This is a genomic window from Kitasatospora sp. NPDC098663 (genome assembly GCF_044760075.1).
Classification (GTDB): Bacteria; Actinomycetota; Actinomycetes; order Streptomycetales; family Streptomycetaceae; genus Kitasatospora.
In genome coordinates this window covers 35,605-52,838 of sequence record NZ_JBIWAP010000046.1, presented here as the reverse complement: position 1 = coordinate 52,838, position 17,234 = coordinate 35,605, and the positions used below count along the sequence as shown (strand labels likewise).

The window sequence follows — 17,234 nt, the reverse complement described above, 5'->3', positions numbered from 1 at the left end:
ACGGACCGCGCCACGGACCGCGTCCCGGACTGCGAGAAGTGGTCAGCGGGCGGCGAGCTCGGCCAGCGAGTCGCCGAGCAGGCCGCGCAGCCGGGCCAGCGCCCGGGTGGTGCGGGTGCGGACCGCCCCCGGGGAGGAGCGCAGCACCTCGGCGGTCTCCGCGACGCTGCGGTCCTCCCAGTAGCGCAGCACCAGGACGGCGCGGTCCTTGGGCGGCATCCGGCCGAGGGCGTCGAGCAGGGTCATCCGCAGCGCGCCGTCCGCCTCCCGCGCCTCCGACTCGGGCACCGCCCCGATGGGGCGCTCGGTGCTGGAGCGGCGGCGCTGCTGGGCGAGGAAGGTGCGCACCATCACCGTGTGGGTGTAGGCGGCCGGGTTGTCGATCCGGTTCCGGCCGCCGGTCCAGGCGCTGCGCCGCCAGAGCACGTACATCCGGCTGAGGGCCTCCTGGACGAGGTCCTCGGCGTAGTGGGTGTCGCCGCTGGTCAGCAGGCAGGCCGAGCGGTACAGGTGGCCGGTGCGGCCGGACACCAGCTCCAGGAACTCGGCGTCCTCGGCCTCCCGGCCCGCCCCGATCCACCCCATGCCCACCGCTCCCCCGTGTCCGCGCTCCCCGACACTTCTTGGATGCGGCGAGCGGCCCACGACGTTACAGCCGTTGCGGAGGATTCCTCCGCGCACTCCCCGGGCACCGGGCAGGTGCCGCGCACCCGGATCAGTCGGCGGACCTGCGGCGCAGGTCGCGCAGGACGACGCCGCCGCCGATGAGCAGCGCGACCAGCAGCGCCCCGATGCCGAGGACGTACGTCGCGGTGCGGCCGTCGCGGTCGGCCTGGGTCTCGCCGAGGCCGACCGGCCGGGGCACGATCGGGGCGGCGGCCAGTTGGACGGGGGCGTCCGGGGTGGCGGTGAACGGCGCGCTCTCGGGGGCCTTGGTGACGGCCCTGACCGGGTCGACCACGCCCCAGCCGACGAACCGGTCCGGATCGCGCTGGGTGCGCTGGGCGGTCTGCTCGATCCAGGCCCGCACCTGGGCCGGCTTCCAGTTCGGGTGGGCGCCGACCAGCAGTGCGACGAGCCCGGACACGTACGGGGCGGAGAAGCTGGTGCCGTTGTCGACGCACTGGCCGCCCCGGGGGACGGTGGAGAGCATGTCGACGCCGGGTGCGGCGACCTTCACGAAGGAGCCGTACTGGGAGAACGGGGCGCGCTCGTTGTTGCGGTCGGAGGCGCCGACGGCGAGCACGGTCGGGAACGCGCCGGGGTAGGTGTCGCCCTCCTTGCCGTCGTTGCCGGTGGAGGCGACCACCACGACGCCGCTGTCCTCGGCGGCCTGGACGGCGGCCTTCAGCTCCTGGTACCCGCCGAAGCCGGCGGCGCCGGCGCCGCGGACGTCCTGGGAGATGTTGATGACCTGCGCCTTGGCCCCGACCGCCTCGTTGACGGCCTGGACCAGGGTGGAGACGTCGCCGTTGCCGTCGCTGTCGTTCTGGCGGATCGACAGGATGGTGGCGTCGGGGGCGAGCCCGACGAAGCCCGTCCGGTCGTCACGGCGGGCGGCGATGATGCCGGCCACCTTGGTGCCGTGGCCGACCGGGTCCTCCTTGGAGCTGCCCGGGACCTTCTCCTTGGTCTCCCGGTTGACCAGCAGGTTGCGGCCCTCCAGGACCTTGCCGGCCAGCTGCGGGTTCTGGTCGTCCACGCCGGTGTCGATGACCGCGACGGTCACCCCCGCGCCGGTGGTCCGACCGCCCTGCCACAGCTCGTCCAGCAGCAGGCGCTGCAGCGACCACGGCACGGTCGGCACGTCGGGCGCGTTCTTCGGGCAGTCGCCCGCGGCGGCCAGCCCTGGTCCGCTGTCCGCGTGCGCCGGGGCGGCGAGCGGGCCGCCCAGCACGGCGAGCGCGGCCAGTGCCGCGGCCGCCTTCCGGTACCCGCGTCCGGACACCCTGCCACCCCTCATGTCGTCCACCCGTGCCGCGCGCCGAAGGGCGGGTGCCCGCAGTCCGAGCACCCGCCCCCTCACGTTCCCGCTGGGGAACGCGTGGTCAGCTGTTCCCCCACAGCTTGGCGTTGTTGTTCTCGGTCGTCCGGTAGCTCTGCGCGGCGCCGTCCAGCGAGGAGGCGATCTGCGTGCAGACCTTCTGCAGGTCGGCGGCGCGCGCGTCCCACTGGGTCTGGTGGGCCCGGTAGCCCTCCTGGGCCGCGCCCTGCCAGCTGGACGCGATGCGGTTGACGTCGCCCTTGAGGTCGTTCAGCAGGTGGTCGATGCGACCGGCCGAGGCGCGCACTTCCTCGGCCGCGTGGTGGACGGTCTCGAAGTTGACGAGGATGTGGTCGGACACGATGTCTCCCTTGACGAGGATGCGGAGCACCCCGCGCTCAGCCGCGGGCGCCCCACCGAGCGGAAGGTCGGAACAGAACGGTGATCAGCGCGGTGCGGCTGATCAGCCCTGGGCGTTGGAGAACAGCGCCTTCTGCTCTTCCTCGGTGCTCGCGTAGTGCTTGGTGGTCAGCTCGATCGCGTGCTGGATCGCGGTCAGCGACTCCTTCAGCTTCGCGATGTCGGTGTTGACCTGGTCCTGCAAGGCCTTGTAGGCGTTCGCCGCCTGGCCCTGCCAGCCGCCGGTGATGCCATCGACCGTGCTGATGAGCTTCTGCCGCTCAGCCTCGATCTTCCCGATCGCGTCCTCGATCCGCTTGGCGAAAGCCAGCATCTCCTGAGCGGTCATCGTGAACTGACCCTGAGCCATGCTCCACCATCCCCCATGAGACAGACATTGCGTGTACGGAGGGCAGCGCGGCCCGACCGTCCCATCACCCTAGTGATGTCCAGGAGCACTGTAGTCGGCACACGCAGCTCGCCCAACACCGAACTCGGCGCAGTTACCGGACCATGACACCGGGGCCAATTCCGTTGCCGGGCTTGGTCGATCAGGCGTTCTGCGGCTGGGCGGCGCTCTTCGCCGTCAGCGGCGGTCCGGCCGGGACGAGGTCCGACCACTCATGCGGCACCGGGAGCGGCTGGAGCTCCTTGTAGCCCAACCTGGCCTGGTTGGCGCCCGATTCGTCCTGCGGCGGCTGCTGGTCCGGCGTGGTGGCGCCCGGCTGCGGGGTGGGCGTCTTCGGGGCGGCGCCCTGGCCCGGCTGTCCGCTCCGGCCCGGCTGCGGGGTGGGCGGGGTGGTGGCGCCGCGGCCGCCGTCGCCGTTGGACGGCACCGAATAGCGCAGACCGGTCTCGGTGATCAGGAAGTCGGTGCCGGAGCCGCCCGCCGCGTTGTCCAGCGCGCGGTAGAAGAGGCCGTGCCCGGGCGTCACGTACGCGGCGCCCGCGCCGTTGTTGTACGGCGCCGGGTAGGACGTCCCGGCCCACACGCTGCGCCGGGGAGTGCGGCCGTCCTCGGCGACGCCGTCGAAGGTGCTGCACACGACCAGGCGCGCGTCCTGCCGGTCCTGCCAGTTGTTGGCCGGCGCACCGGACTTCAGCGGCCAGTCGTCCCCGGTGCTCGGCAGCCGGACGTCGTTGCCGAGCTTGGCGTGGTCGGCCGGGGTCATCTCGTCGCTGCGCGGCCGCTTGTCGCCGTCGTACTTGTAGAGGTCCTGGTAGTCCGGGTTCTGCCGGATCAGCTCCGCCTGGAACGGCGTCACCAGGTAGAGCCGGTCCTTGCCGACCACGTAGTGGCGGTCCTGGTAGTGCACCAGCCGGCCGATCCGGCGGTCGGCCTGGTTGCCCAGCTCCACCGAGGAGTTGGGGTTCGGGCTGTCCGCCACCCCGTCGACCTTCGGGAAGGTGATCGGGCTGCCGGTCACCAGGGTGTCCAGCCACTCGCGCTTGACGCGCTGCGGCACCGCGTTGGGCCCGAAGACCGCGGTGATCAGCGACTTGCGCTCCTTGTCGTCCGCCTGCGGCGAGCCGATGCCGTGCTTGCGGCCCTGCGCGTCGACCAGGAACACCTTCGCGTCACCCGGCCCGGCCGCGGGCCGGCCCGGCGCCGGCTGCGCGGAAACCTGCTGCTCGTCCGCCTGCTGCACCAGCAGCAGTTGGTCCTGGCCGAGCATCCGGTCCCTGGCCGCCAGCGCCGCCGCGTCCGGGCCGGCCGCCACGAACACCGCCTGGTTGACGGTCTCCTGCTTGTCGTCCGAGCCCGGGCGGTCGCAGACCGACCACTTCATCGGCTTGTCCGCGTTGTCCCTCGCCGGCAGCTTGTCCGGCGCGTACGGGATGCCGATCGTCGGACCGTGGTTGGGGTAGCTGTCGAGCACCCCGTCGTCGACCACCACCACCTTGGCGTCGGCCGGCAGCACCAGCCGCGCCGAGGACATGTTGAGCACCTGGTGCAGCCGCTTGGTCCGGCCGTCCGGGTCGGTCAGCACCACGTACCGGGTGGTCGACTTCTTGCCCTGGACGACGTTCCTGCCGTCGTCCCAGTGCAGCGGCGCGCTCGGCTTGAACACCCCCCACAGCCCGAACCCGGCGACGATCACCGCCCCCGCCAGCACGCTCGGCAGCACCGCCTTCACCGGGCGCGGCGCGTCCTCGTCGCTGCCGCCGCCACCGGGCAGCAGGAACGCCCCCACCGTGCGCTTGCGGGCGAAGGTGTACGCGTTCAGCTCGTCCCGGCGCGATGCCATCCTCGTCGTCCCCCTCGTCAGACAGTGTCGGACCGGCCTGCACCACCCCCCGCACCCGCCGGGCGGGAACCCGTACGAACCCTCTACGATGCGGCAGCAGACGGTGAGTACGGTACGGGTACGGTCCGCGCACCGGCCAGCCGGGCCGCGGCAACTGATCAGAGAGGGTCACCCGGGGGATGCCAAGCCAGACCGCTCCAGGACGCCGCGGACCGGCAACGGGCGGGAGGTCGCGCCGCTCCGGCCGGGCGCAGCGCGGCGGCCCCGCCCCCGAGACCGCGCCCGGGCAGCCGCTGCCGCCCGCCGGCGAGAGCGGCGGCGGTGAAGGGGGTGGCGGTGAAGGTGGTGGCGGCGGGCCCGTCCTGATCCGGGTCAACCCCCGGCCCGGGCTGCTCGGCGGGCGGCTGAGGCTCCAACAGCTCGTCCTGGTCGAGGTCGCGGCCGCGCTGGTCGCGGTGGGCTGGACGATCAGCCGGCCGGTCGCCGCCGGCTTCGGCGCGGTCGCGCTGGTCCTGGTGGTGCTCGCCGTGATCCCGCTGCGCGGCCGGACCATCCCCGAACTGCTGCGGGTGCGCGCCGCCCTCAAGTCCCGCCGCCGGCAGGCCCGCGGCACGCTGCCGCCGGCCGGCACCGACCCGGCGCTGGCCCCCGCCCTGGAACTCGAACCGGCACTGCGCACCTGCACCCACGCCACCGAGGCCGACCTGGGCGGCCGCCCCGTCCGCCGGGAGACCGGCATGGTCGGCGACGGCACCTTCCTCAGCTCGGTACTGCTCGTCCAGGCCAAGGACCAGCCGCTGCGCCCGGTGCGCACCGCGCTGCCGCTGCCCCTGGACGTGATCTGCTCGGCACTCCAGGTCGACGACATCACCCTGGAGTCGGTGCAGCTCGTCCAGCACACCCAGCCGGCCCCGGCCCCGCACCTGCCCGAACAGTCGCTGGCCGCCCGCGCCTACCGGGAGCTGCCGGACGGCACCGCCACCCCCGGGCTGCGGCTGACCTGGGTGGCGCTCAAGCTCGACCCGGAGCGCGCCGCGGCCGCCGTCCGGGCCCGCGGCGGCGGCGAGGAGGGCGCCCGCAAGGCGCTGCAACGGGTGACCGACCAGCTGGCCGGGCGGCTCAACAGCGCCGGGTTCAACGCGACCGTGCTGGACGAGCGCGAGCTGATCGCCGCGCTGGCCATCTCCACCTGCGCCAACCCGCTCGCGGTGGCCGGGCGCCAGGGCACCGGCAGCGGCGGCGGGACCACCCGCCGCACCCAGGAGGGCAGCCGGTTCTGGCGGATCGACGACCGCTGGCACAGCACCTACTGGATCTCCCGCTGGCCGCAGCTCAGCCGCCCCGGCGGCTCGCCCGGCCGGATCGCCGCGCCCGACCTGGTCAACCTGGTCACCGGCTCCCCCGCGCTGGCCAGCACCTTCAGCCTGACCGCCGGGCGCGGCACCGGCGGCTCGGTGACCGTCAGCGGGCACCTGCGGGTGACCGGGCGCAGCGAGAGCGAGGTGACGCAGGTCGGCCGCCAGGTGGAGGCTCGGGCGCAGGGCGCAGGACTCGGCCTGGTCCGGCTCGACCTGGAACAGGCCCCCGGGGTGCTCGCCACCCTGCCGCTGGGAGGAGCGTCCTGATGGCGTACCAGACCTATCCGGCCCCCGGCCCGCAGCACGGCACCGAACGGCCCCGGGCGCGGTCCCGGATCCTGCCCGGCTTCGGACTGCGCGGCCCGCGCCGGGAGAAGCACGTGCTCGACGCCGCGGACCTCGGGGCGTTGGCCTTCCCGGTCGGCGACGACGGCGTGGTGATCGGCGTCGACCCGCAGGGGCTGCCCGCGGTGCTCGGCCTGTTCCGGCCCAGCGCGTACGACCTGGTGCTGGTCGGTGGCGTGTGGACGGCGCAGGTCGTCGCGCTGCGGGCGGCCGCGATCGGCGCCCGGGTCGCGGTGGAGACCGCGCGCGGGCAGCTGTGGGGCCCGCTGGCGCAGGCCGCGGGCGGCGGGCAGCCGTGCGTGACGGTCCACCAGGTCGGCCGACTCGGCCCGCAGGGCGCCTCGGTGGCCTCGCCGGTCCTGGTGGTGCGCGACCTCGGCGCCCGCCCGCCGCGCAGCCGGCTCTCCGCCGCGCCCTGGCAGACCACCCTGACCCTGCTGCCGTACCTGGGGCCGAACGCGGCCCGGGTGCTCAACGCGGCCGACCTGGTGGGCGTGCAGCGGATCTCCCCGCAGGAGGCGGAACTGACCGGCCGGGTGCTGTCGCTCCTGCCGGAGGACGTCGCCGCGCTGCCCACCCTCGGCGACGACCTCACGCTGTGGGCCACCCGGGTGCGGCGCCAGTACGTGCGGGCCGTGGCCGGGCAGGCCGAGCAGCAGGTTCTCGGCGGTCCGCGCCGGATGGACTGAGCGGCGGCGCCGGGCCCGGGGGGCCGCTCCGGATCCGACGCCGCCTTCAACGGGGGTTGCCGCACGGCCTAGTCTTTGATGCGGTAACGGCACCGCTGAACAAGCGGCGGCGAACACGAGGGAGCCCTAGTGAGCAGCGATCGGGACGGCGTCTACGTCGGCGACAACGCGGCAGAGGACGACGACGACTGGTCCGACGCGCCCGACTACACTCCCCCGTCCTGGTACGTGCAGACGGACGCCTCGGCGGCCCCGGCACCGGCCCCGGCGGTGCAGGCTCCGGCGGCCCCGGCACCGGCAGTTCAGGCTCCGGCAGTTCAGGCTCCGACGGCGGTGCAGGATCCGCAGGCCGCCGCTCCGGCGCCGGTGCCCGCCCGGACTCCGGCCCCGACGCCGGCTCAGGCGCCCGTACCCGCACAGCCCGTACCCGCGCAGCCCGTGCCCGCACAGCCCGTCCAGGCCGAGGCGCAGCACGTCCCGTTCCCGGCGTCCGCCCCTGCCCAGGTCCCCGCCCCCGCCCCGGCGTTCGAGCAGTCGCCGGCCGTCGTCCCGGGCTGGCCGGCGCAGGCCCCGGCGCAGCCGCAGCCCACCCCGGCCGCGCAGCCGCCGTACCCGGCCCCGGCCGCGCCGCCGGCGCAGCCCGCCCAGCCGGTCCCGCAGCAGCCGTACCCGCAGCACCTGCCCCCGCAGCAGCCGCTGCCGCCGCAGGACCCGCAGCCCGCCGCCGCGTGGGCCGCCCAGCAGGCCGCCGCCCAGCCGCAGCAGCCGGCCCCGCAGCCCGCACCGGTGGATCCGCGCCAGGGCGGCTGGCCGCAGCCCCCCGCCTACCCGCAGTCGGCCCAGCCCCAGCCGCACGAGTACCGGCCGTTGCTGCCGGGCTCGCCGCACGAGCAGTCCGGCGGGGTGCAGCCGTGGCCGCCGCAGAGCGCCGCCGCGCCGCCGCCGGTCGCGTTCCCGCACTCCGCCGCCCCGCAGCCGCCCGTGGCGCACGGTGCGCCGCTCGGCTACACCGCCGCGGTCGAGCTGTCCTCGGACCGGCTGCTGCGCAGCCAGCCCAAGCAGCAGCGCCAGCAGCCGCGGTTCCAGTTCGGCGGCAAGGCGGCGGCCGCCGAGAAGTCGCGCAAGCTGGAGATCATCCGCACCCCGGTGCTGAGCTGCTACCGGATCGCCGTGATCAGCCTCAAGGGCGGGGTCGGCAAGACCACGACCACCACCGCGCTCGGCGCGACCCTGGCCAGCGAGCGCCAGGACAAGGTGATCGCGATCGACGCCAACCCGGACGCCGGCACCCTGGGCCGCCGGGTCAAGCGCCAGACCGGCGCGACCATCCGCGACCTGGTGACGGCCATCCCGCACCTGCGCAGCTACATGGACATCCGTCAGTTCACCTCGCAGGACCTCAACTCGGGCCTGGAGATCCTGGCGAACGACGTCGACCCGGCGGTCTCGACCACGTTCAACGACTCGGACTACCGCCAGGTCATCGACGTGCTGGGCCGCCAGTACCCGATCATCCTGACCGACTCCGGCACCGGCCTGCTGTACAGCGCGATGCGCGGGGTGCTGGACCTCGCCGACCAGCTGATCATCGTCTCCACCCCCAGCGTGGACGGCGCCTCCAGTGCCTCGACCACCCTGGACTGGCTCTCCGCGCACGGCTACGCGGACCTGGTGCAGCGCAGCATCACGGTGGTCTCCGGGGTGCGCGAGACCAGCAAGCTGATCAAGGTCGAGGACATCGTCGCGCACTTCCAGACCCGCTGCCGCGGGGTGATCGTGGTGCCGTTCGACGAGAGCCTGGCGGCCGGCGCCGAGGTCAACCTCGACATGATGCGGCCCAAGGTCCGCGAGGCCTACTTCGAGCTGGCCACCCTGGTCGGCGAGGACATCGTGCGGGCCCAGCAGGCCGCCGCCCAGCAGTCCGGGTGGCAGCAGCAGGCGCAGGCGACGCCGTACCCGCCGCAGCCCCAGCCTTATCCAGGTCAGGCGGGTCAGGCCGCTCAACCCGCCCCCGGGGCGCCGTGGGCACCGCAGCCCGGCCAGGCCCCGCCGCCACCACCGGGCTACGGCTACCCGCAGCAGCCGCCCGCCCCCACGGCCTGGCCGCAGCCGGGCGTCCAGCAGCAGCCGGCCCCGCAGCCGGGCCCGGGCTACGGCTACCCGCCCGCCCAGGGCCAGCCGCCGCAGCCCGCCCCGCCGTCCCCGCCGGACGGCTACCAGCCGCCGCCCGGCTACGGACACCCGCAGCAGCCCCCGCAGTGACGCCGAAGGGCCCGCCGACCAGGCGGGCCCTTCCCCGTGCTGCGGCGGTGCTCAGACGCCGTCGGTCAGCTCGCGGGCCTGCTTGACGTCGTCGGCCATCCGGTCGAGCAGCGCGTCGATGGAGTCGAACTTCTCCATCCCGCGCAGGTAGGCCAGGAAGTCCACGGCCACGTGCAGCCCGTACAGGTCCAGGCCGACCCGGTCGATGGCGTACGCCTCGACGGTGCGGGCGGTGCCGTCGAAGGTCGGGTTGGTGCCGACCGAGATGGCGGCGGGCATGCGCTCGCCGTCGGCGGTCAGCCAGCCCGCGTACACGCCGTCGGCCGGGATCGCGCTGTGCGGCACGGTCTCGACGTTGGCGGTGGGGTAGCCGAGCTCGCGGCCGCGCTGCGCGCCGCGCACCACCACGCCCTCGACCCGGTGCGGGCGGCCCAGCACCTCGCCGGCGCCGGCCATGTCGCCGGTCTCGACCAGCCGCCGGGTCAGGGTGGAGGAGAACGGCTCGCCGGCCCCGGCGGCGCCGCTCACCTGGAGGTCGACGACGTCGACGTCGAAGCCGGCCGAGCGGCCCAGCTCGCCGAGCAGCGCGACGTCCCCGGCGGCCCGGTGCCCGAAGCGGAAGTTGGGGCCCTCGATGACGGCCCGGGCGTGCAGGGCGTCGACCAGGACCTGCTGGACGAAGGTCTCCGGCGACTCCTGGGACAGCTCCGGGGTGAACGGCAGCACCAGCACCGCGTCCACGCCGAGGCCCGCGATCAGCTCGGCGCGGCGCGCCTGCGGGGCGAGCAGCGGCGGGTGGCTGCCCGGGCGGATGACCTCGCGCGGGTGCGGGTCGAAGGTCACCACCACCGCGGGGAGACCGAGCTCGCGGGCCCGCTCGACCGCCCGACCGATGATCAGCTGATGCCCGCGGTGCACCCCGTCGAACGAGCCGATGGTGACGACGCTGCGTCCCCAGTCAGCGGGGATCTCCTCCAGGCCACGCCAGCGCTGCACCCTGACCGCTCCTTGTTCCGTACGGCGCGTACCCTCTGTACGCTCAAACGCTCAAACCCGAACCCCTATAGCGTGCCATGCGCCTGCTCCTGCTCCGGCACCGGAATACGGGTTGGGCGCACCGGCGGGTTCACGGCCCGCCCGGGCGCGGTCCGCTCGGCCTCGGCGGCCGCGTACTGCGGGTCGCGGCCGGCGGCCGCCAGGGCCCGCATCCGGGCCAGCCCGGGCCCGTCCGGCGCGGTCGGGGCGGCGTCCCGCGGCCACTGGACGAGCAACTGCGCGAACGCCGCCGAGCGACCGGCCCAGCGCACCAGCAGTTCGTCCGCGCCCGGCAGGGCGGGCGTCGCCCGGGCCAGCACCGCGCGGGCCCGGGCCGGATTCTCGGCCGCGCAGTGCTCGGCCAGCCGCTCCACGGCCGCGGTCAGCACCGCCGGGTCGGTCTCGATGGCGAGCAGGGTGTCCAGCAGTTCGCAGCGCAGCGCGTCCGCCGCCGGGTCGGCCACCGGGACGGACAGCACCTGGGCGAACGGCCGCCGCACGCCCGCCGTCCGGGCGGCCAGCGCGCCGCCGAGCAGCACCCGCAGCTCCAGCCGGGCGGCCGGGCCGCCGGTCGCGGCTCGCTCCAGGCGGCGGCCCAGGTAGTCGACGGCGACCGGGCCGGCCAGTGCCGGGTGCTCGCGCAGCAGCCGGGCGGCCAGTTCGGCGCCCCGCCGGGTGGCCACCGGGGTGCGGGCGTCGGCGAGCATCCGCAGGGTCTCGGCGGCGGCCGCGCCGGGGACCGCCAGCCGGTCGGCGAGCGCGGCCAGGACGGGTTCCGGGTCGCTCTCCAGGGCGGGGGCCAGCGCCCTGGGGGTGAGGAAGGCGTCGCCGCCCGCCCGGTGCAGGGCCAGCGCGGCGGGGAGGTGCTCGGCCCTGGTCGCCGGGTCGCCGACCAGCAGGGCGAGGGCGGCGCCGTGCAGGCCCGGTTCGTCCTCGCGGGCGAGCAGGGTCAGCGCGGTGAACCGCAGCAGTCCGGCGGCGGCGCCGACGGCGTGCGGGGCGGCGTGCAGGGCGTGCACGGCGGCGGCGACGTGCCGCTCGGGCCGCCCGTCGTGGCTCCAGCGGTCCACCGCCCGGCAGAGCGCGGAGGGCTCCTCGGCGGCGAGCACGGTGAGCAGCGCGTCCGCTCTCGGGTGCGCGGCGTCGGCCAGGGCGTCGGCCAACTCGTCCAGGGCGAGCCGGCGGTGGGCGTGCAGCAGGTCGTGGGCGAGGTCGGCGACGGTGTGCCCGGGGCGGCCGGGCAGGCCGCGCGGATCGTCGAACCAGGCGCAGAGCAGCGGGAACACCGCGACGGGGGCGGCGCGCAGCCGCTCGGCCACCGCGCCGAGGAACGGCTGCCCGGGCCCGTCGGCGGCCACCAGGCGTCGCAGCAGGGCGAGTTCGGCCTCGGCGGGCAGGCCGAGGCCGGTCCAGAACGCCGGGCCGAACGCGCCGAGTCCGTCGGCCGGGAGAACGTCCAACCCGCCCTCGGCGACCGCCCGTTCGGCGATCCGACCGGCCAACTGGTCGAGCAGCGCCAGGTGTTCGGACGGATCGGGGCTGGCGGCCAGCCCGGCGGTGAGCAGCCGGCCCGCCCACCAGGCCGGTTCGCTGCCGGGCGGGCGCAGGTCCAGGGCGCGCCAGAGCCGGTGCAGCCACGGGTCCAGGGCGGGTGCGCCCCAGGTCTCGGCCAGTCGGCGCAGCGCGGCGGCGACCGGGCCGATCCGGTGCCGGGGAACGCTGCGCGGGGGGCCCTGAGCAGGCGCGCCCTCCAGTCCGTTCGCGGGTGAGGAGGGCGTGTCCGCGGCCTCGCCGAGCAGCAGCCGCAGCGCGGCGTCCAGGTCCAGGTGCAGGCCCTGCAGCCAGTCCGCGAACTCCCCGTGCGCGAACCGGAATCCGGGCCCGGCCGGGACGAACAGGCCCTCGGCGAGGACGGCCGTGGCCCAGCCGCCCGTCGCCGGGAACAGCTCCTCGAAGGCGGCCCGGCCCAGCCCGCCCGGCCCGGCGCCGAGCATCCGCCGGGCCGCCTCGTGCACCCGTCCGGCCACCGCGGCCGCCAGCCGCCGCACCCGCCCGTGGGAGGGCCCGGCCGGGCGGGCGGAGCTCCGGCGGTGGGCGCCCGGGCGGCGCTGCCGGCCGTCCTCGGCCAGCCGCCCGGCCACCCGCAGGCAGCGCAGGTCCAGGTAGGCGGCGAACAGTTCGCCCCGGCGGGCCGGCTCCCCGCGCAGGCCCTCCGCCCACAGCTCGCCGGCCAGCCGGACGGCCAGCGGGTGCCGCGCGTCGGCGTCGGCCGGCCAGCCCGGCGGCAGCCCGTAGCGGCGGCGCACCCGCTCGGCCGCCTCGGCGGGGAGCGGGCCGAGCCGGTGCCCGGCGAGGCTGGGGGCGCCGGGGCCGCCGCCGTCCATCCGGACGGTGGGGGCGCTGGCCAGGTCGCCGCCTGGCTCCGGCGGGTCCGGGTACCGGGCGGGGCCGGTGCCGCTGCCCCACTTCTCGGCCGCCAGCCGCACCCAGGCCTCCTCGCCGCAGGCGGTCAGCAGCCGCGCCCCGCAGCCGGTCAGCCAGTCCCCCGCGCCGCGCAGCCAGCGCGGGTCCAGCGGCGCCGGGGCCTCCTCGGGGCCGTCCAGGATCACCAGCAGCGGCCGCCCGGCCGCCGCGCACAGTGCCGCCACCGGTTCCGGCGCGGGCGCCGGGATGCCCAGCTCGGCCGCGACGGCGGCCAGGGCCCGTTCCACCGGGGCGGCGAGCGAGCGGTCCTCGGCGCGCAGGTCGGCGCCGCGCAGCCAGAGGGTGGGCAGCGGCCGGGCGCCGCCGGCGCGGCGGGCGGCGAGGGCCGCGAGTTCGGTGGAGCGCCCGCTGCCGGGGGCGCCGACCAGGGCGGTGACGGTGGCCTGCGGCTCGTCCCCGGCCAGTCCGTCGGGCCGGTCGACGCGGTCGGCGGCGAGCCCGGCGACCCGGTCCGGGCCGGCTCCGGCGGCGGCCAGCTGGGCGGCGGTCAGCCGCAGCACGCCGGCCAGGTTGAGCGCGGGCCCGTAGCCGGGCACGGCCGCGCCGTTGCGCGCCAGCAGTTCGGCCAGCACCGGGGCGACCGCGACCGCGCCGCCGCCGGCCGGCACCGCCGGGAGCGCGCCGCCGTGCTGCGGCCGGCGCAGCGCGGGCACGGCCAGGGCCACCACGGCGCCGCTGCGGGCGTCCAGCACCGGCGAACCGGCCGGCACCGCGACGCCGGCGACCACCGGCGGGTCGAGCAGCAGCACCCCGCCGACCCCGCCGCACCCGGCCCCGGCGGCACCGAGCAGACCGCAGCGCAGCGCCACCACCCGCCCGTCCTCGCCGGCCAGCGCGGGCAGCAACACCTCGCGCCCGGCCCCGAGGGCCGCGACGGGCAGCGGCGGCACGGGCAGCCCGCCGACCGCGTCGGTGCGCAGCAGGGCGAGCCCGTGCTCGGGCAACGGCAGTACGGCGTCAGGGCCCAGCACCCTGGTCTGCCCGCCGGGGGTGTGCAGGACGATCCGGTCCAGGCCGGTGACGCTCTCGTGGGCGGTGAGGACGGTGCCCTGCGGGTCGGCGACGAACCCTAAGCCGTGCAGTCGCCCGTTGAGGTCGCGAATCCGCAGCAGGTACCGCCCCGGGTCTCCCGCCATGCCGTCGCCGTCCAGGAATCCCGGCATTCGCACTGCCCTCCCCGCAGGCCGGACGGCCCGGGGGCGGGCTCGTCACGGCGACCTGCTCGCCGCCGGGGAGCCTGCCCGCCAGGGAGGCGGCCCCACCGCGCCTGCGCCGCTCACCACGGGCGTTCACCTCGCGCGCTCCCCCGGGCGGGTGACGCCTACCCCGCCGGAACGAACCCCCGCACCTCGCCGGAACACCCCCGAACGAGCGAAGCACCTCCCGGTACACCCCCCGAACGGGCGAAACCCCCGACTCCCGACGGGGGTTGCGCGTGCGCTGCGGGGCGTCAGCCGACGAAGACCGCGACCGGCTTCGCCTGCCCGCCCGTCTCCTCGACCAGCGCGAGGAAGCGCCCGTCCGGCCCGAACACCGCGATCGGCCCGTCCACGCCCAGCCCGGGCGCCTTGAGCCGGGCGCCGTGCGACAGCTTCTCCGCCGCCGACTCGTCCAGGTCCCAGCGCGGGAAGGCGGCGGCCGCGGCCTCCCCGATCGGCAGCACCTGCAGCCCCGTCGGGGACTCGCCGGTGACCGCGGCCTCCAGCTGCTCCAGGGTGTGCGCCGACTCCACCGAGTACGGCCCGACCCTGGTGCGCCGCAGCGCGGTGAGGTGGCCGCCGACGCCGAGCCCGGCGCCCAGGTCGCGGGCCAGCGCCCGGATGTAGGTGCCGGAGGAGCACTCGACGGTCACGTCCAGGTCGATCACCGGCGTGCCGTCCTCGGCGAGCGCCGCGCGCTGCCCGTGCACGGTGAAGGAGTGGATCGTGGTGGGCCGGGCCGCGAGCTCGAAGTCCTCGCCCTCGCGCACCCGCGCGTACGACCGCTTGCCGTCGATCTTGATCGCGCTGACCTTGGAGGGCACCTGCATGATCTCGCCGGTGAGCGCGGCGATCCCGGCGTCGATCGCCTCCCTGGTCACCGCGTCGGCCGGAGCGGACGCGGTGACCTCGCCCTCCCGGTCGTCGGTGACGGTGGTCTGGCCGAGCCGGATGGTCGCCTCGTACGTCTTGGCGGTGAGCATCAGGTGGCCGAGCAGCCGGGTGGCCCGCTCGACGCCGATCACCAGTACGCCGGTGGCCATCGGGTCGAGCGTGCCGGCGTGCCCGACCTTCCGCGTCCCGGCCAGCCATCGCAGCTTGGCGACGACCCCGTGGGAGGTGATGCCCTCGGGCTTGTCGACGATCACCAGGCCGTCCGGGCCGGTGCCTTTGCGCTTCATCAAGTTCTTTCTCTAAAAAGCGGTCAAGAGATGATCAACGTACCGGTCGCAGCGCGCTCCGGAACCGTTCGACCACCGCGGCCACGTCCTCCCGGGCGCTGAACCCGGCCGCGAAGACGTGCCCGCCGCCACCCAGCTCGGCGCAGGCGGCGGCGACGTCCACCGCGCCCTTGGAACGCGAGGAGCCCCGCAGCGTGCCGTCCGGGTCCTGCTTGAGCACCAGCGCCACCTCGGCCTCGGCCGGGCGGCGCAGGATGTCGATCAGCCCCTCGATCTCCTCGACCGTGACGCTGAACAGCACCAGGTCCTGGTACGGCACCCAGGTCCACACCAGGCCCAGCCCGCCGGCCGCGTCCGGCTCGTAGACGGCCCGGTCGAGCGCGCCCGCGAGCACCTTGAGGTAGCCGAAGGAGGAGGTGTCCCACAGCTGCCGGGAGATCAGGTCGTGCCGGATGCCGGTGGCCAGCAGCCGCCCGGCGAGTTCGTGGGTGGCGGGCGTGGTGGCCCGGTACTTGAACGAACCGGTGTCGGTGGCGACGCCGGTGTACAGGCAGGTGGCCAGGTCCTGGTCGAGTTCGACGCCGAGCCGGCGCAGCAGTTCGTCGACCAGGACGGCGGTGGCCGGCGCGGTCGGGTCGATCAGCTGGTGGGTGCCGAAGCCCGGATTGGAGGCGTGGTGGTCGATCACCACCAGCACCGGCGCGGCGAAGGCCTTGCCGTGCAGCAGGCCGAGCCGGCTCTCCGCGGCCACGTCGAAGCAGAGCACCAGCTCGGGGACGTCCGGCACCTCGGCGGCCGGCACGATCAGCTCCTGGCCGGGCAGGAAGGCCAGCGACTCGGGCACGATCTGCGGGTCGTCGCCGAAGGAGACCCGCACCCGCTTGCCGAGCCCGCGCAGCGCCAGCGCGGCCGCCAGCGAGGAGCCCAGGGCGTCGCCGTCCGGGCAGATGTGGCAGATCAGGTCGATCGAACGGGCCCGCCCGATCTCCGCCACCACCTGCTGCCAGAGCAGCTCGAAACCGCTCTCCTCGGTGCGCGGCCCCGGGAGCGCCACGAGGGCGTCCTCCACCGTGCTGGTGGAAGACGCCCCCGTGGTCGAACCGGCTCGCGAGGCGGCCTTCGCCGGCTCACCCGCCATGACTACTCGTCCTCGTCGTCACGCTCGGCCGCCGGAACCTTGTACGGGTCCGCCTCGCCGGCGTAGGTCGCGCCCGCGGCGGTGGTGCGCACCGCCGCGTCGATGGCCTTGGCCCGGTCGAGCAGGTCGTCGATGTTCCGGGCGTTGTCCGGCAGCGCGTCCGCGACGAAGGTCAGCGTCGGGGTGAAGCGCACCCCGATCTTGCCGACCTCGGAGCGGATGACGCCCTTGGCGCTCTCCAGCGCGGCGGCCGTGGCCTCGCGCTCGGTCTCGTCGCCGAAGACGGTGTAGAAGACGGTGGCCTCGCGCAGGTCCCCGGTCACCCGGGTGTCGGTGATGGTCACGAACCCCAGTCGCGGGTCCTTGATCCGCCGCTCCAGGGTCTGGGCGACGACCACCTGGATGCGGTCGGCGAGCTTGCGCGCCCTTGCGGTGTCGGTCACGTTGCCTCCTCGTGCAGTGGGTCCGGCATTCGGGTGAGCTACGCACCCTTCGGGGCCCACGCCCCAAAGTACCGGCCCGCGCCCGGCCTTGCGGGCGCTCTGGGTCCTGATCCGTGTGAGAACGGCGACTTCCGCCGACCGTCTCCACGGCTCTCATTCGTCGTCGTCGTTGTGGTACCTCCTCCTCGCGGAGAGGAGCTGCACCTCGGGGCGGCCGGCGACCAACCGCTCACAGCTGTCCAGGATCTCGGTGACGTACCCGGCATCGCCGGCCACCACCGCGAGGCCGATCTCGGCCCTGCGGTGCAGATCCTGGTTCCCGGTCTCGGCAGCGCACACGCTGTACTTGCGCTGCAGTTCGGCCACGATGGGCCGCACGATCGAACGCTTCTCCTTGAGCGAGTGGACGTCGCCCAGCAGCAGGTCGAAGGTGAGTGTTCCCACGAACATGTATGACAGGTCTCGCCG

The 17,234-nt window shown here is 75.7% G+C and carries 14 protein-coding genes; 3 read left to right on the top strand and 11 right to left on the bottom strand.

Annotation, left to right across the window (positions count from 1 at the left end):
- Window positions 1–42: 42 nt before the first annotated feature.
- From ACIQVZ_RS34790 to ACIQVZ_RS34770, 5 genes are all read right to left on the bottom strand, one after another.
- Window positions 43–585: a SigE family RNA polymerase sigma factor gene (locus ACIQVZ_RS34790; RefSeq protein ID WP_350885682.1), complete on the bottom strand. Its 543-nt coding sequence runs from the start codon at window positions 583–585 to the stop codon at window positions 43–45.
- Between the two features lie 130 nt (window positions 586–715).
- Window positions 716–1,948, bottom strand: coding sequence for a type VII secretion-associated serine protease mycosin (gene mycP, locus ACIQVZ_RS34785; protein ID WP_402455667.1), 1,233 nt, complete (start codon window positions 1,946–1,948; stop codon window positions 716–718).
- 100 nt (window positions 1,949–2,048) lie between these two features.
- Window positions 2,049–2,345: a WXG100 family type VII secretion target gene (locus ACIQVZ_RS34780; RefSeq protein ID WP_350885678.1), complete on the bottom strand. Its 297-nt coding sequence runs from the start codon at window positions 2,343–2,345 to the stop codon at window positions 2,049–2,051.
- A gap of 102 nt (window positions 2,346–2,447) precedes the next feature.
- Entirely contained in the window at window positions 2,448–2,753 is a 306-nt protein-coding gene (locus ACIQVZ_RS34775) for a WXG100 family type VII secretion target (protein WP_350885676.1), read from the bottom strand.
- Between the two features lie 181 nt (window positions 2,754–2,934).
- Window positions 2,935–4,632, bottom strand: coding sequence for a type VII secretion protein EccB (locus ACIQVZ_RS34770; RefSeq protein WP_402455664.1), 1,698 nt, complete (start codon window positions 4,630–4,632; stop codon window positions 2,935–2,937).
- 179 nt (window positions 4,633–4,811) lie between these two features.
- On the opposite strand from ACIQVZ_RS34770, the gene eccE reads away from it, so the two are divergent.
- The 3 genes from eccE to ACIQVZ_RS34755 all read left to right on the top strand — a co-directional run bounded on the left by eccE (window position 4,812) and on the right by ACIQVZ_RS34755 (window position 9,286).
- Window positions 4,812–6,257, top strand: coding sequence for a type VII secretion protein EccE (gene eccE, locus ACIQVZ_RS34765; protein WP_402455662.1), 1,446 nt, complete (start codon window positions 4,812–4,814; stop codon window positions 6,255–6,257).
- Window positions 6,257–7,024, top strand: coding sequence for a hypothetical protein (locus tag ACIQVZ_RS34760; protein ID WP_402455659.1), 768 nt, complete (start codon window positions 6,257–6,259; stop codon window positions 7,022–7,024). The genes eccE and ACIQVZ_RS34760 overlap by 1 nt, the downstream gene beginning before the upstream one ends.
- 129 nt (window positions 7,025–7,153) lie before the next feature.
- Window positions 7,154–9,286 (top strand): MinD/ParA family protein, encoded by a 2,133-nt coding sequence (locus ACIQVZ_RS34755; protein WP_402455657.1) that lies wholly within the window; start codon window positions 7,154–7,156, stop codon window positions 9,284–9,286.
- Window positions 9,287–9,337: 51 nt separating this feature from the next.
- On the opposite strand, the gene ACIQVZ_RS34750 is transcribed toward ACIQVZ_RS34755, so the two are convergent.
- From ACIQVZ_RS34750 to ACIQVZ_RS34725, 6 genes are all read right to left on the bottom strand, one after another.
- On the bottom strand, window positions 9,338–10,282 hold the full coding sequence (locus ACIQVZ_RS34750; RefSeq protein ID WP_402455655.1) for a bifunctional riboflavin kinase/FAD synthetase: 945 nt from the start codon (window positions 10,280–10,282) through the stop codon (window positions 9,338–9,340).
- Window positions 10,283–10,347: 65 nt separating this feature from the next.
- A complete protein-coding gene (locus tag ACIQVZ_RS34745; RefSeq protein ID WP_402455654.1) occupies window positions 10,348–13,968 on the bottom strand; it encodes a serine protease in 3,621 nt (1,206 codons plus the stop codon).
- 287 nt (window positions 13,969–14,255) lie between these two features.
- On the bottom strand, window positions 14,256–15,185 hold the full coding sequence (truB, locus tag ACIQVZ_RS34740) for a tRNA pseudouridine(55) synthase TruB (RefSeq protein ID WP_350885662.1): 930 nt from the start codon (window positions 15,183–15,185) through the stop codon (window positions 14,256–14,258).
- Between the two features lie 34 nt (window positions 15,186–15,219).
- Window positions 15,220–16,323: a bifunctional oligoribonuclease/PAP phosphatase NrnA gene (locus tag ACIQVZ_RS34735; RefSeq protein ID WP_380346383.1), complete on the bottom strand. Its 1,104-nt coding sequence runs from the start codon at window positions 16,321–16,323 to the stop codon at window positions 15,220–15,222.
- Between the two features lie 2 nt (window positions 16,324–16,325).
- Entirely contained in the window at window positions 16,326–16,766 is a 441-nt protein-coding gene (gene rbfA / locus ACIQVZ_RS34730; RefSeq protein ID WP_350885658.1) for a 30S ribosome-binding factor RbfA, read from the bottom strand.
- A gap of 153 nt (window positions 16,767–16,919) precedes the next feature.
- Window positions 16,920–17,216, bottom strand: coding sequence for a DUF503 domain-containing protein (locus tag ACIQVZ_RS34725; RefSeq protein ID WP_063347622.1), 297 nt, complete (start codon window positions 17,214–17,216; stop codon window positions 16,920–16,922).
- Window positions 17,217–17,234 lie beyond the last annotated feature (18 nt).